The 14,632-nt window shown below is 61.2% G+C and carries 6 protein-coding genes; 1 reads left to right on the forward strand and 5 read right to left on the reverse strand.

The window, feature by feature from the left end; genetic code table 11:
* Window positions 1-495 precede the first annotated feature (495 nt).
* On the forward strand, window positions 496-918 hold the full coding sequence (locus tag NFX44_RS01810) for a hypothetical protein (RefSeq protein WP_262281696.1): 423 nt from the start codon (window positions 496-498) through the stop codon (window positions 916-918).
* Between the two features lie 208 nt (window positions 919-1,126).
* Here the strand turns inward: NFX44_RS01810 and NFX44_RS01815 are convergent, their stop codons facing one another.
* From NFX44_RS01815 to NFX44_RS01835, 5 genes are all read right to left on the reverse strand, one after another.
* Window positions 1,127-5,584, reverse strand: a complete 4,458-nt coding sequence (locus tag NFX44_RS01815; RefSeq protein ID WP_262281697.1) for an FtsK/SpoIIIE domain-containing protein — start codon at window positions 5,582-5,584, stop codon at window positions 1,127-1,129.
* Window positions 5,581-7,014, reverse strand: coding sequence for a hypothetical protein (locus tag NFX44_RS01820; RefSeq protein WP_262281698.1), 1,434 nt, complete (start codon window positions 7,012-7,014; stop codon window positions 5,581-5,583). Before NFX44_RS01820 ends, NFX44_RS01815 begins: the two co-directional genes overlap by 4 nt.
* 14 nt (window positions 7,015-7,028) lie before the next feature.
* Window positions 7,029-8,636 carry a hypothetical protein gene (locus NFX44_RS01825; RefSeq protein WP_262281699.1) on the reverse strand — a complete coding sequence of 536 codons (1,608 nt, stop codon included), beginning with the start codon at window positions 8,634-8,636 and terminating at the stop codon, window positions 7,029-7,031.
* 24 nt (window positions 8,637-8,660) lie between these two features.
* Entirely contained in the window at window positions 8,661-10,454 is a 1,794-nt protein-coding gene (locus tag NFX44_RS01830) for a DUF4338 domain-containing protein (RefSeq protein WP_262281700.1), read from the reverse strand.
* Window positions 10,455-12,056: 1,602 nt separating this feature from the next.
* Window positions 12,057-14,498, reverse strand: a complete 2,442-nt coding sequence (locus tag NFX44_RS01835; protein ID WP_262281701.1) for a M14 family zinc carboxypeptidase — start codon at window positions 14,496-14,498, stop codon at window positions 12,057-12,059.
* Window positions 14,499-14,632: the final 134 nt, after the last annotated feature.

Genomic DNA, 14,632 nt, shown 5'->3' on the forward strand with positions numbered 1-14,632 from the left:
CCCACAGCCTGCGCGCCGTCGCCTTCAGGGAGCCTGAACCTACAACGCCCGCCAGCGCAGGCCGAGACCCGGAAGCCTCAGACAACTTTCTCCACTCGGCCGGGGCGCAGCAGCGCCGGTCACATATGGGCGGCGGACGACCGGCCAATACTCGATGCGGCCTGCTGGCAGCAGTCTCTGCCTGAAGGAAACCTCGGCGTGCTCGTGGCGCTCGCCGCTCGTGAGCAGCCGCAGCCGCAGTCACGACCTGATCGGGAGCCGCCCAGTGACAAAGCCGTTAGCGATCCGGGTCTTCGCCATGCCGGGGGTGTTCACTCCATCTGTCGCCATCTACCAGGCTAAAACGGACCCCCTCACAGACACAAATTTCCGCCGCTGCGCCGAGTTGGCGCAGCGAGGGAAGAGGTCTCGTTGACCACGAGCGATGGAGAGCTATGATCATCTGTCCGCGACGGAGACACTAAGGCACCAAGCATTAGACAATGAGGAGAGGCGATGCAGCAGTCCGAGGAGCACGACGTATATTCCGCCGTGCTTGAGAACGAGGGATCCGATACAGGTTGCGTGGGCGCATTCTGCGTGACCTGCGGCACGTGGGTAGGGCCGCATCGGGACACATCCGAGGAGGCCGAAGATGACGTACAGCGTCATAAGGACGCCGTCCAGCGCCAATTTCTGGAAAAGAAGGCGCATGCGGCGACAGTGCAACTTGACCAAGCTGAGCTTAGAATCGTGAACGGCCTACTTGAGGAAGATCCCGAAGACGAGCCCGATTTCGGGCCCTATTTCGCTCATTGCGCGGACTGTGGCGGCCCTGTAACCCTTGGACGACTCAGAGAGGCCGAAGCATCGGCCGAAGCCGAACAGCATCGGGCAGCCTTCGCGAAGATCTCAGCGACAGATGCGGACCGACAGTAGCCTCAGCCGTCCATAACCGCGCGCGCAAGACGGATCGGAGCACCGGACCTATCCTTCTATGGACGGCAGCGCCCATAACCTACATTTTCTTGCCGGGCGGGCGTCTCTGTCCCGCCCGGCGGCAGGCTTAAGCGCCTAATAGTTGAACGCCTCAACCAGGACTATTCCGGCTGTCGTTCTACCTCGACTAAGCCTAACACCCGAGCCCTCAGGACAGGAAAGCATAGGGGCCGATAGCAGAGTATCCTTGAAGACGCTGGAGTCCTGACTCCGAGGACTTGAAGAGAAGGTCACCTCGACCAAGGAGGCTTTCCGCGCCCCCTTCGTCAAGGATAACTCGCGAGTCGACATTCTGTTGAACGCGAAGTGCCACTCGCGAGAAGTTCCCCTTCATTACACCGGAAACGATATCAGTAGAAGGCCTCTGCGTGGCGGCCACGAGATGTCCGCCTACAGCCCTGGCAATTTGAACGAACCGAGTGACGAGCGTTTCAAATTGCTTCCGAGCAGCCGATCCCAGTACTAGTTCCGCAAACTCATCAATTATGATGACCAGTGGGCGCAAGGGGACATTGACCCCCTGGGCGCGAGCATCCGAAAGCAACATCCTGAGGTTTGCTACCGTGACAGGGCTCGGCCGCTCCAACGCAGACATGGCGTATTCACGAAAGCGCGCCACACGTTCCGGCAAGACAACCTCAACAATATCGCGAACCAACTCTAGCGCTCCGTCCGCTCCCAAGTGGAAGTTCCGTTCTGAGCGGAAATGAGGCGCACGCATGAAATCCAGATAATCCGCCATACCCTTGGCATCAATGAGAACAAGTTCTACTTCATCGGCGGAGTACAGCTTGGTGAGCTGCCAAAGCAGGCTACGAACAAAAACGCTCTTTCCACTTCCTGTCGTGCCACCGATGAGAAGATGAGGCAGTTGGTCCAGGGAAACCCAATGAGGGCGGAAGTCGACCTCAGCGCCGAGCGCAAGGGCGGGGTATGGCAGATCTGGTGGTCGGGCCAAGCTAGCAACATCCGGGATCTCTCGTTTACCGCGCGGCAGTTCGGCAACAGCAAACCCAGGATGGCCAGACCAGTTAGTAATTCGAAGCGCCTGAACGCCAAGATCGCGGCTGAGATCCTGTTCTTGGGCCTGGATCACTCCCAACTTGGCCCCGGCGGGAACAGAGAATGGGATTTGTACGATGGCGGGGCCAAGAACCAACTTATCTTCCTCGATCGCCCTGAACGGCGCATTGCGGGCGGCAAAAGCATCGCGAAGACGATGGGCCAAAACGAGACCCTCATTCGGAATTTCCTCTCCGGCATCATCCCGGGTCAGGGACGTAGGAGCATCGCTCGCACCGGCAGCCGCATCGACGCCGTGCAGCTCGCGTGCTGAGGGCGAAACCACGGAGGTAGAAGACACGCCGAGTTGGTCGAGCAACTCCGCGGGAATTTCAATATGCACCCCTGGCCGGGATTCCAAAGCCTCACGTAGCCAAGGCACACCGAGCGACAGGATGGAGACTAGACCGCGACCATCCTGCAGTTCCCGCTGCTCGACTGGCCCTTCTTGGTTCGGATTAACAAGGAAGACCCTCCGAGCGATAGTCACGGTTGAACCTTGACGGAAGAGCGCGTTTAGGCCCTGGATCTTCTGGTCGTAGTCCTCCGGGTCCAGCCGGCGAATCGGCTCCCATTGATGCAGTGCCTCCATGAAGACCTGTCTCTTCAGGATTTCGCGACGGGATGGAGTGAACGAGTCTCCGCCAGCAACGGCGAAGATCTGCTCCAAAAGTCGGGAAATCTCAGAAGCCTGGTCGACAGCTTCCTGCACGACTTCAGGTATGTTGCCACTCCACTTAACACCGCCGGACCGAGCCTTTACCTCGACAGCGTCTACAGACCAGCCCTTCTCAGTTCTCCTGACGACCAGAAGGTCCGCTCTACGCCCAGTCCCATCCCGCAAGCCGAGCCACCGACGAGCCCCATCCGTATCAAGGCTCACGACGAGTTGGTTATCAGACGCCTCATTAAGGTAGGCAATAGCCGCCGCGAAGCCGAGGCGGCCGAGTACGGACTCCCTCGAAAGAACTCCCTGGGTCTTGAAGAAGCCAAGGAGACCCTCAGGGACTGCAGCCCGAACCGATCCCAACAGAAAGTTGATGACCGTTCCACCGTCTGGCTGAAGCCATGTTGAATTCAAGAGATACGTCAAAACCGGTTCGACCAAGAGTTCCACTTGGGCGGAATATATAAACGACGCGACATGGCCCGATGCTATACGGCCGACCAGTTGCATCTCGCCAATATTTGGCGACGGCACCATGGCAGACATGCCCTCGCACAGCACCAACCATGTCGTCTGGCCTGCAAGCTCCGAAATCGCAGCCTCGGCCTCTCCGGACAGCAGGGGAGATCTTTGCTGCGACGGCACTTGGCTATTGAAGAGGCCGGCCTGAGTTGCCACGAGCTTGTTAAGTTGACTAAAGCCAGTCCTCGGCCGGATTACGGGCCGGGAGTCCTCGAGCGGGTCCGTGTCAAAGACCCACTCGGAAATTAGACTACCCAGTACCGGCATACCGACAGGGCCGCCCTGGCGAGCTGCCTCGACCTCGCCTACATCAAACATGAAGAGCAGATGCGGCGGCGAGTCTTCCTCCGCCAGCCATCGAGCGAGGTCGCGCAGGCGAATGTTTTCGTGCACCTCGTAAGAGAAGGAGGCAGCCGGGATTTCACCCCCGACAAGTTCTTCCGCCGCATCGTCGAGAGCAGCTTGTACCTCTTCGGCGTCCCCATCCGACAGGTAGACATGAAGGGAGACTCGCTCAGCAGTCTCTTCGCCGAGCCAGCGCAGAAACTTTCGGACCGCAGCTGGCGGGGGATCCAACAGCCCCACCGAAAGGCTCAACTCAGCATACGGGTGGACTGTAATAAACCGCTGGACGATCGAACGGAGTAGTTCAACCGTCTCGGCTGTGTCAACTTGTCGAGGATTACGTGAATACTGCGGAAGTCCGTGGTACTTCCCCGAATACGCTACGGACACCTGAGTTCCATCGAGAGGCACCGACAACGACGGTAGACCCGGATCAAGCGAACCGACGATTAGGTCCATAAAGTCGTCCGTCAGCGAGTCGCTCTTGCGAATCAATTCCGCTGCGCGCAAACGCGGCTCCACCACAATCGGATGGAGCGGCAGGACCAGGACGCTAATATCCCCTCGCTGCACAATGACCCGCAGATCGCACAGCGACAAGTTCTCAGCAATCTTGCGGACGTAAAAATGGTCCGTCTCCGGCAGATGACGTCGCAGACTCTCCAACTTCGACCACAAGTCGATCCAGCAGGCTATCATGCCCTCTGCAGTCAGCCGCAACGTAGAGCTAAGGGCAAAGGCGCGTACCCCCTCTGTTAAGAGGGTAGGCAGGTAGGGCAAGAGGTCTCTGCGGAGACCAATCAACCGCTCCACAGCCTCGGCGCATTCAGGCACCTCGCGGCCTGCACGCCGGCGCTCCAGAGTCCTCAGATCGTCGGCGATCTTCGATAGGGACCGCCACTCCAAGTCCCCCGTACCTGGCCGCGCGGGTACGTCGTCGTCGCGGAAGCGCTCGACCGAGCCCGACTGCATGTCGTAGCCATCGTCTGAGCCGGAATCCGCCATCAGCGGCATACACGTCTCAAGGTTGTCGAACTGCCACGCGAGTCGGTGCTCGCCGAGTCTCACCTCTGAGTTGTCTTCCAGCGAACCTTCAGCCGTATCGAGTTGAGAGAGGAGGGCCTTCTCATCATAGTCATTGCTCTGAAGGATCGCGATCAGATCGTTGTCGTCGGCCGGGACGCTGCCGTTGCCCGGAACAATGTTCTTCTTCTTTTTCTGGGTCGTAGACCGCAGAGCCTTTTGCACGTCTTCAAGGTCAAGTTCCGCCAAGTAGGCAACCTGGCCGGTGTTCGCGAAAAGCCGTAGAGCTCTGTAGTCACCTCTCGAAACGTCCTGGGACGCCGTGAGATGTTTGATCAGCCGCTGCCGCGTGCTCGCGTCCATGCCGCGAAGCTTGCCAACAGTGGAGAAGTTGCTGTGCAGGCGTTTGGCGTCAATATCCACTGCATGGCTATCAGGAAGGAGGCCGAGCCGCCAAAGTTCCTTCCGGGCAATTTGAGCTGCGCCAGACTCCCCTGTCGCGAGAACGCTGCTGTATCCAGCGCAAGCGCGAACATCGGTGAGGTACTTTAGCCCCTTAAAGGCCCGAAGAAGCTTGAGCAGAGCCGAGGGAATTGCCTGGCTACCAAGGTCGGAGATCAAATCATCGAATACTGCGCTTCGTAGTTCGCTGATCGAAATGGAAGGAATATCACGAAGGCCGGCAGCTCTATCCCGCTCTAGGTCGCCAACGACCACTAGCGGACGTGGATCGCCTTCGTTGCGCCAGTCGATTGCTACATCGACCGAGTCGGTAATGTCGATCGTAGAGGCTGGGAGGCTGGCGGGAACAGATTGATCTACAAGCAGAGCGAGTCGAATCCCGCCGCGACGCTCAAAGAGAGCCACCAACTCAGGCAACGGCATCGGGTTAGCTAGGTCAGGGACCCAGACGAATCCGAAGTTGCGGCTCAGGCGGCGCTCGACCAGTCCGTAGATCGCCCTTGCAAGGCGCTGTTCGCTGTTCATTGCCTAGCCCAGACGTAGAAGGGGTTGAGAATTTCAGTAACGCTATCGTTGTAAAGCCTTGCCAGGCCTAGAGATGAGAAGAGGCCGGCTAGGTCAAGTTGGTTCTGACGCAACTCTTCGTCGGATGGTCTGGGTGACATACTCCGCGTAAGATGGTTTGGGCCGAAGACGACGCCATATCTGGCGGCCATGCGAGCAAGCCATGTTGAGAAGGGGACCGTTTCCCCGTCGTCTTCGGACAACCCTGCCAGGATCAGCGCTGGCACCAAGGCAACCTCAACCCTCAGCCGGGCCGGCTTGCCGCGACGGGGTCCGACGAAGCCGCAGTGGCGTCCCACGGCCGCAAACCAGTCACGGGCTTTGTTGCCCATCGAGTCTTGAACGGATTCCTGAAGAGTGCGCGCCAAGGCGTCCAGTGGTTCGTGATCGATAGCCCAAACTCGGTACATCGCGGCCAGATCTTGGGGCGAGCGGGAGGTCCCTCCGCTCATTTTGGTCTTAGCTTTTACGTCCGCCAAGACCCTGAAAACATCGAGGGGTTCAATGTCCTGGGAACCAACCCTGCTCCTTACCTCATCCCGTAGGAGCGAACACAGCCACTCTTGGAAGTTGCCATCTAAGGTGTCCAGTACTGATACAGACGCCGCACGAACCGTCGCCAGCGCGCCAGGAGCTCCCGCCTCGGGCAGGAGCGTTGCAAGCGGCTTGCCCGAGCAAAGCTGGGGCACCTGTGCATAGACGATGAGACCTACCCAAGTGGCTGCCGCGGCGAGAGTTTGTAGCCCGATCAACGTGTCGACCCCACTGGCACAGAGACGAGTGGCCCGCACCATGAGGGCATTGAGCTCCCGTGCGAGTCCTTCGCAACGCGAGTCCATGCCCCACCAGGATCCACGTTGCGGGGGTTCGACCTCCCACCTGTTCACGTTAGCGAGATCGACAAAGGCAGCCTCGACGGACCAATGTGGATTTGGCTGCGGCATGCGGAGGCGGGCAACCAGCTCGCCGACGGCTCGACATCCCTCAGGCGAGGCGGTCAAGACTTGAGCAGCTAAATCGCCGAGGTGATGGTGCGTTTTGTCGGAGGTGACGAGACCCAAGTTCGCCAGTTGAAAAGACGCAAATCCGTCGCCGTAGACAGCTCCGTCGGCGGCGATAAGCGCACTGACCGAACGCCGGGCCTTTTCAAGTCTGGCGTCATCACGCGGGAGTTTCAAAGTTGACCGCTCTCGCAAGGCTGTGGTGCCGACAGCCCATGCGCCACCCTTCTTGGGCGCAACAAAGTCGATGGCAGCACGTGCGGACCGTTTGCCTGAAAGGAGCGCGTGGAAAAGTCCATTCAGTACATGCACCGGTTGAGGTGAGTTCGACGTAGGCGTCAGCACGAGGAAGCTGACCACCTCACGCTTGAACCAATCGTCGAGATCCAACGGAGCAGCTAGAGTCATTGCAGGACCTCTATGACGCGTTCGGATGCACGGACTCGGAGGCGGGTCTGCTCACGCCGCCGGTGGTCGAAGACAATCACCTCAGGATCGTCGATGGCTGGAATGTCGGCCTGCGCCATAAACAAGTCGAGCGCGAAGTCTAGAGTTTCCTGATCACGGTCCACAGTGAGGGTTCGCTTCTCCTGAAGCCTTTCCCAAGTCTCGAAGTCGACGGTAAGGAACTGCTGGGATCCCGCCCAGTGCAGGTATACCCTCGTAGGAAAGAAGCCTTCACCGTAAGTTTCGTTCTCATACCGATACGGCACAAGGATCTCTAAGCGTTCGATTGGCAACTTGCCGTATGCCCCGAGCCCCCACGGTCGGCGGTGTGCGGCAAATCCGTTGTGACGACTAACGTACAGATCGTTCTGGGTGTCCAGACCTAGCCTGTACCTATTGATGTAGCCAACCAAATCTCGGATTACGGGCCGTTGATCATTCAAGGATGCCGCGAGTAGTCGCCCGAAATGGGGCGCCCGCGATTGTCCGGCCATCATCTTCTCGGCTTGGACCGCCTTGCCGAAGAAATAGTAGCACCTTTTGGCGCTAGCAAATGCTGCGAGGCCGGCGTCTGAAGATTCACGCGCTAGTGCAACAGGCGCGCTGCCGGGGTACTCACAGTCCATCCGGAGTTCTGTAAACCGCCCGCGCCAAAGGTAGACGTCCTCCCGCGCAAGTGGGACGGCGACGGGATCGAAGTTGGACCGAATCCTACGCGCAGTTGTGCTCTCTCCATCAAAGATTCGATTCCAGAAGTACCCCTCAGACCGCTCTTCGCCGTCGCCTGGACAGACCCAGCCGAAGAACAAGTCAATGAGGAATACCCAAATATCGCGAGCGGAGAGGTGAGTTCCTCCGTCGGTAAGAAGCCTCAGAAGAAGTTGGAGTCTTTCACGAGCAGCGCGCGATCGCCGGAGCATCTTGGCCCCCACCACCCGCGGGCAGGAGGACGATTTACCGCATGAGGGGCATGCGGTAACTAGCGGGAGCAATTTCTCTAGGACGCCCGGTACGAAGTTCGAGCGAGTAAGTTGGCGGCCAGCCAGACTTACCAGCAGAAGTTCAGGCGGATCATTCTGCATCATACCGATCGCGCGAGCGTGGAGGATGTCGCGCGCGACTCGGAAGAGATCGCCATCCTGATGCTCAGCTAGTGAGGCGAGCGGGCCCTCATTTATTGTAATGAGGAGAGGTGCTCCTGCCGCACGAGCGCGCGCGACTGTCGACAATATCTCTTTGTCAGATAGGCCACTTGCGTCTCTCACAAAGACGATTTGATCCGCAGAGGGGATCTCACGTATCGGGTGAGCCTTTGTGACCTCGATACACCTGCGGGGAACTACCTGATCGAGCGCGACTTGGGCGAGGTGCGATTTGCCGTCCCCTGCGTTACCAGAGATGAGGACGGATTGCCCGTCTTGGAGTGCCTTTACTATCCTCGACGTAAGACCATCGGGCACGTCAAGGGCTGCTCGTACCTCAGCACTCCAGCGATCCGCGTATACCGCCTGACTCTCAAATATTTCCCGCAGCTTGTGGCGGCTTGGTTCCGGCTCATTCGCCACTTTCCACCCCACTCGAATGGAACTTCATCTTATAGCCTCGGAGAGAATGCCAGCCAGCGTCGCCTCCAAATCGCACGAAGCGCGGGCAGAGTTGAAAATGTCGCGCGGCGCCGGTTCGACCCAACGCGTCCACCAGGCGTTGGCGATGTTTTGGGGTTCGATGTTCGCTACCGGCTCCGGGTTCTCCCAGCCAAGCAATGCCTCTCGGCAATTCTTTACAAGCGGCAGGGCGTACAAGGGTCGCTTCGTTTCGTGCCGCCTGAGATCCGGAAGGCCCAGATAGGACAGTGCTCGGCCAACCAGACGAAAACGCGCACCGGAACCCTCGCCAAACGCCTTAGTAATGTGGTCGTAGCCATCAATAGACCGGTTAAGAGCCTTTGCGGCCTCTGCGGTCTCGACCGAGACATTGAAGTTCCCGAAACCCGTGGTTTCCCCGATCTTTTTCCAGCGTAGGCCGGCCGCCTCCACCCTGTTGTATTGGGCGCTGTGACCTGGATAAAGGCCTGACGTGAAGACCACGAGCGGCCCCGGGTTTGGTACCTCCCGACGGACGTCGGGCAGATACACCTCTTGGGCAATCTGGCCTAGCGGTCGATCGCGCCCCCACTTGTCACGTACGACATTTGAGGCGGCGAGTGCAGCCATCAACTTTCCCATACGAAGAGGACCGAATGGAGGAGCAGCCCCACAGATCGACATCTCGAGCGCGACAAAACCCATGTGATAGTGCCAAAGTTTCGTCAGTCCCGCGTTCAAGTCTCTGAGGTCTTCTTCCTTCAAATCCCGCGGAGCCGTCGACCCATCTGAAAGCAACTGCAGGACGCGGATACCTCGCAGTAACTCCTGCGCCGTTTGCGCTCTTTTTACGACGCGCAGATGACGATTCTTAAGTGCGGCACCTTCGGTGCTTCTCGTAAGATTGAACTGTCTTCTATGGAATGAAACCAGCTCGCCTAGTTGCGGTATGCTACTCTCGACAAACGGAACCTGAATGCCATCGCGATTGACATTCCGAAGCAGGCGCTCGAGGACATCCAAGGTCTTCCTCGAGCGACTTTTGATCAAATTTGGCGAGGACGAGACATTATTGATGAACCCTTCCGCAGAAACACCGAGCCATTCATCACGGGCGCTGATCTCGGGAACAACATTGCGGAATTGTAGGATTCCTAGCGGAACTCCTGGAAAGCGCTGATCGAGAGCGACGAGGGCAACCTCGCGACCGGGGGCCGAAGCCTCTGGGGTCATCGACCAGGTGGAGCGTACGCAGCGCCACAGAGTTCGGGCATCAAGACCAGAGCGGGCTTCTCTGGCTTCGACGAGCGCGACTCTAGGGGGACCTTGCTCCAACGCATCTATGACTAGGTGAGGCGTAATGATGGCACCGCGCAGTAGAACCAGGGCGTTTCGCATCCACGCCACCTGCTTCCGGTCGCGGAGCGCCCTAGTTCGCGCGGCTTCGTATCTCCGGCGCAATGCCTCGCGCAATTGGTCTGCGGTGAGGGCCTCGGGCGCCACAACCGATGCGAGATAGCACGTCTCGCCGCTAACTACGGGATAGTAGCCCGCCAACACGTAGTCCCGCAGCACCAAGAGTGATACGCGCAAGGCGTGGGCGTCGACACCTTCAAGGCCCTCGCTCAGAAGTGCCTGGGCAACCGCTTCTAGGTGGCTAACGATCTCAGACTGCTTCTTACCCTGGATGCGCCGAAGCACGCGCTTGAACTCGGGGGTTAGCGCATTGAGGCGGCTGGGCTCGAACGTGCGCAGCCGGCCTGGTGATACGAGTACCGGTGCAGGATGAGTTGCGGTCATGAAGCCGGATCCTAGCTGCTCCGTCGAGGGAGCCGGAACGTTACGTGGCCGGACCGTGCAGTTGACCGTCAGGCGGGATGCAGGACTCGGCGGAGGCGGAGCGGGTCGTGGGCGCAGGAGGAACCTAGCACGAGCAAGGCTCTCTTCTGTGGAGGGGCCGCCCGGCGAGGTCTCTAGCACGGGTCCCGAACCGCACTTCCGGGCGAAGGGTTGGTTGATGGCGTTGGACGCCGGCTCTCTAGGATCCTCCGTTAGTTGAGCACGAGATCCAATGGGTAGCCCCGGACACAATGGGGACCGGGCCTTTTGATTCGCAGCGGATGGACCGAAGGCTATATGCTCACACGTAGCGAGAAGTTTTGGAAACCTTGCGGCCATAGCGTGCTTCAGGGCACGACATGCATTTCCATTACGTCGCATCCGGCAGAATCGTTTGGGCTCGCACCGAAAACGGAAGTCGCTCCACCACGAAGAAGGCGGTATGTAAAGCTCCGCAGCAAGTGTCGGGCCCAATGACCCGACCCACACCGCCGCTACTCGACTCGCATCTGGAGTTCGATTCCTCTGGTGCAAGGACCGCCAGACGTCCCTGCCTGTCGAGCATCCAGCTCTGCTTCCGGGAAACTGTGAGCGTTGGCGAAAAGATCCGCCTAACGGCCCATGGCCGGCCATACCCGCCGCGGTGAGCGGGCTGCGATTCACCTGCTGTGCCGCCGCGATGCGGCCCGCGGGGAACGCAACGATGGTTGGCTGGGCTACGAACAGGGGCTCGACCGGGAATCCCCCGTGGTTTTCGGCGTGTGAGTCGCCCAGCATGGGGTTGGCCTGCTCCGCCTCAAGGGCGGGCGGCGCTTCAACCCCACCAGACATCGACACGACCTCCCCACAAGGCGTTCCTGGACCATACCGGCAGGAGTCCTCCCGGCGGGACCCCAGATGGTCAGCCGATCAGCCTGCATGTAGTGGCCTTCTTGCGCTGTCAATAACCTCCGCAGTGGATGTTGCAAGATGGCAAGTATGACCGGGGTCAGGCTAGGGCGACCGGCTGCCTGACCATCCCGAAGCTCAGCCCCGTCGCGGAATCGGTTGGCCGTGCTGGTCCTCGCCGCCGTCGTCCCGCAACGCACGTCGTACGTCGGTCCGATCGTCCTGGCGTTCGTGGCGCTACTCCTCGTGGGAATGCTCCTCGCCGCGAACGCCGGTGGGCCCCTTCATCGCATCCGCTTACGTGCCGAGTGACGGCAATGCGGTCGGGGTGCGGAACGCCCATCCGCGATTCGCCGAGCACGCTGCGGCGTTACAGCAGTGGGCCGCGCAGCAATATTGGGCAGCACAGCAGCAGTGGGCCGCGCAGCAGGGCTACGGCCAGCCGCAACAGTGGCAACCGCACTACGCCCACCCGCAATACCCGCAGCAGCAGCCGCACGGCCCCGTCGGCCCACGCCCTCCTGATCGTCTCGGTGAGGCGGGTGCCCCATCTGTCACCTCCGCGGTTGACGAACAATTCCCGGCGCGCCGCCAGGGTCCGATCGACAGCCGGCCTCGCACAGGCTGGTGGCCGCCGACCTGTAGCCGGCGGCCACCAGTGTTCGAGCGGCGAGGCTATTGGACGCGTACCGCCTGCTTGTTGTAGTTCTTGCCCTCGCCGTCCGGCTTGTAGTTGCTCTCCACGTTGCCGGCGATGTCGATCGAGAACCAGTTCACCGTCGTGTCGCTGTTCACCGTGATGCTCTGGACCCCCTCACGCATCCCCGCCAACGCCAACTTCGGCGACCCGTACGTCGGCCGACTCCCATCAAGCGTGTAGTACACGTTCGCCGGCTCACTGGTGCTGAACGTAAAGGCGGTCGCCCCCGGCTCCCGCTTGACGACCTCCAGCGACGTACGAGGCTGACTCTTGTCGGTGGCATAAGCCCGAGCCACCTCGAGAATCCCGATGTTCCCGTTGGCGAACTCCATCGCCTCCTCATGCCCCTCAGCAAAGGGCGGCTGGAACCCGACGGCGTTGAACCGCCCGGTCGCGGGATCGTAGATGTCCGCGCCGACCTCGAAGTCCCACCCGATGATGCCCCGGTTGTACCAGTGCTCGTCGGCGCTGTTGCCGGCCGCCGAGTACAGCACGTCCGTCACCGGCCCGGTGCGACCCGGCCAGATCGCCGTACCCCGGTATTCCTGGACCCGGGAGAGGATGTAGTCCGACGAGGTCCAGAAGAATGCCTCCGTGCCCTGGTCGACCCGCGGCAGCACCTCGCGCCCCTCGGCCTTGTACGCCCCCGGCGGCCACATGAAGTACCCGCCGTAGGAGTGGGTGTTCATGGAGAGCTTGATGTTCGGGAAGGTGTCGACCAGCCAGACCTCGTTGCGCGCCTCCGGCTCGGACAGCTCGTTCGGCCCGGCGAACGTGTCGCTGGCGCAGTTGGTGGCGGACGCCCCGACGTAGCCGTCGAAGACGGAGCCGACCGAGAAGTTCCGGTTGACGTCGACGCCCCACGCGTTGCGGCGGCCCGGGTCGGCGTTGGCCGCCGGGCAGTAGTTGGTCATGTTCCGCCGCTGCATGTTGTAGTCGTACATGCTGTAGTGCGCGCCGTCCGGGTTGACGACCGGCAGGATGAAGATGTCCAGGCCGTCGACGATCTTGCGGGTGTTCGGGTCGCTGGCGTAGTTGCGCAGCAGCCGCTCGGCCGACTCCACGCAGACCAGCGGGGTCACCCACTCCCGGGCGTGCTCCTGGCAGTAGAGGAAGACGCCGACCTTCGAACCGTCGCGGTGCTTGCCGATGCGCAGCACCTTCATCTGGAACGGATCGCGGGACACGCTCGCCGGCGCCTTCAGGTTGTCGGTCAGCATGGTCGCCGATTCGGCGGCCACCACGCCCGTGCCGGCGTTGCCCCGGTACGTGCTGGCGGTGAGCAGCTTGGCCGCGTCGGTGTTGCCGTTGATCGCGGCGACGACCTGTGCTGCCGTGCTGGTGGTCGCGCCGGAGCCGTCGGTGGCCAGGCTCGCCGTGACGGCCCTGCCGGACACGCTCACGCTCAGGGGCGCGTTCGCCGTGGCCGGGTCGACCAGTGACACGGTGATGCCGTTGCCGCCCTCGGAGCCGTACGCCGTCGAGGTGACGTAGAGGGTGCTGGCCGCTGCGGTGCCGAACTGGGCCTGCGCCTTGCGCCGGTAGCCGTTCGTCTTGTACGGCAGGTCGATCAGCTCGGTCAGGCTCGGGAACTCGGCGGCCAGGCCGGTGAACCGCGCGGTGACCTCGGTCGGGTCCATGTAGTGGTCGACGAAGTCGGACACGTACGGGTGCTTGCCGGGGTTCTTGCGCGGGCTGCCCAGCCACTTCGCGACGTCGACGGTGGCCGAGCCGCCCTTGTTGCTGGTGATGGTGGCCCTGGCCGGTTGGGCGGTGATGGGGACCGGGTTGCTGAACCGGTGGTACATGTACTGCCCGGCGTCGGTGAACCGGGACATCGTGGCGGTGCCGCCGGAGCCGATCTCCGTGCCGGGTCCGCTGTCCCAGCTGGCCGTCAGCACCGTCGTCGAGTCGGTGCCGGCGCTCGACTTCACCTCGACGTTGAGGAAGAGCTGGTTGTCGAGGCTGGAGAACCATTCGGCCCGCAGCACGGTCAGGGTGTCGGTGGCGGCGGTCGCCGCCGTCGCGGCCCGGATGGCGGCGGAGCGTTCGGCCATGTTCTGCGCGTAGTCGCTCTGGTCGGAGATGGCGTCCTGCACGTCGAAGCCCTTGTCCCGCAGCGCTTGGCTCTCCTGAGGGCTGAGGATTGCGTGCACCTCGATGCCGTTGTCGACGGGCTTGACGTACTCGGCGAGGTCGACGCCGAGTTGCTGGAGGCGGTCGATGCCCGACTTGTCGGCGACGACGATGCGCATCAAACCGACGCCGTTCTGTTCGCCGGTCGACGACCGTTCCGGGGCTACTGTGCTGTCCGTCGTGGGGTTGGCGAAGCCCGGTGCGCTGACGGCGAGCGCCAGCGGTAGCGCGAGCAGGGCCAGGAATCGGCGCGGTTGGTTGGATCTTCCTGTACTCCTCATGAGAGTCCTTCCGGCGAGGCGATCCAGAAGGCCGCGCAGTCGAGGCGTCGGGGTAGGTCACCCCAGGCTGCCGCAGCTACACACAGCGTCGTCGCCGTCTCACCATCAGTCAAGATCTATGGCGGCCCGCGCCC

Origin of the sequence: Micromonospora sp. MA102 (genome assembly GCF_025460765.1) — a bacterium.
Taxonomy (GTDB): Bacteria; Actinomycetota; Actinomycetes; order Mycobacteriales; family Micromonosporaceae; genus Micromonospora; species Micromonospora halotolerans.